Source organism: Pseudomonas sp. K5002, from assembly GCF_013386655.1.
Lineage (GTDB): Bacteria > Pseudomonadota > Gammaproteobacteria > Pseudomonadales > Pseudomonadaceae > Aquipseudomonas.
In genome coordinates this window covers 1-1114 of the sequence record NZ_JACARK010001154.1, presented here as the reverse complement: position 1 = coordinate 1114, position 1114 = coordinate 1, and the positions used below count along the sequence as shown (strand labels likewise).

General features: G+C 62.7%; 2 protein-coding genes. Both read left to right on the top strand.

Annotation, left to right across the window (positions count from 1 at the left end):
• The coding region (locus HX846_RS34325) for a substrate binding domain-containing protein (protein ID WP_178967160.1) at positions 1-762 on the top strand (762 nt) is incomplete at its 5' end.
• 138 nt (positions 763-900) lie between these two features.
• Positions 901-1114, top strand: a 214-nt coding sequence (locus HX846_RS34320) for a helix-turn-helix transcriptional regulator (RefSeq protein WP_178967159.1), incomplete at its 3' end; no start/stop codon positions are given.

Here is a 1114-nt window from a genome sequence, read left to right as displayed (position 1 = left end):
CGCCTCACGGCCGAGGGCGAAGGCTTCCTGGAGTACGCCCGGGCCGCCTTGAGCAGCCTGGATGAAGGCCGGCGGTTGTTGGCCAGCGGCCAGGATCAGGTCAGCGGGGTGCTTCAACTCTCGGCGCCGTCGGACTTTGGCCGTAACCAGTTGTTGCCCTGGCTCGATGAGTTCCAGCGCGAATACCCCGACCTGAGCGTACGCCTGTTGTTGGGCGACCGGATTGCCGACCTGTTCCGCCAGCCGGTGGATATCGCCCTGCGCTACGGCGAACCCGAAGACTCCAGCCTGATCGCGTTGCCCATCGCCCCGGACAACTGCCGCGTGCTCTGCGCTGCTCCCAGCTATCTGGCGCGGCACGGCGAGCCGCGCCACCTGGAGCAACTGACCCAGCACAATTGCCTGCTGTACATGCTCGGCAGCCGGGTGCATGACCATTGGGGGTTTAACGATGGCAAGCGTGATGTCGGCCTGACGGTGACCGGCGACCGCTTCAGTGATGATGCCGATGTGGTGCGACGCTGGGCGGTGGCGGGGGTAGGTATCGCCTACAAGTCCTGGCTGGATGTCAGCTCGGATGTGCTGGCGGGGCGCCTGCGGCTGATCCTGCCGGAGCTGCGGGGCGAACGTACGCCGCTCAATCTGTTGTGTGCCCATCGCGCGCAACTGAGCAAGCCGATCAATCTTCTGCGGGAAATGCTCGTTGCCCGTTGTGCGACATTGACTGCGCAATTGCCGGAGCGATCAGCCTCTACACCATAACCCCGGGGATATCGGGAAATTTCCTTCAGCTTCTGTCCTTGGTTGCGCTGTAAGACGGCACGGAACCCGGCGTTTTCACGCTTATACTTTTCCGCCAGACGCAGCAGACAAATGATTCAACAGGGAGTGAATGAGCACATGGAACAGGCACCTTGCATCAGTCAGATCGCCACCTTGCTGGCCGACCCGAAACGCACCGCGATGGTGTGGGCATTGATGGACGGCTCGGCCAAACCCTCCGATGAGTTGGCGACACTTGCCGGGCTGTCATCGGCCTCGGCGAATGCGCATCTGACGCGATTGACGGCCGGTGGCCTGTTGCGTGTCGAAGCCCGCAGCGGCAAACGCTTTT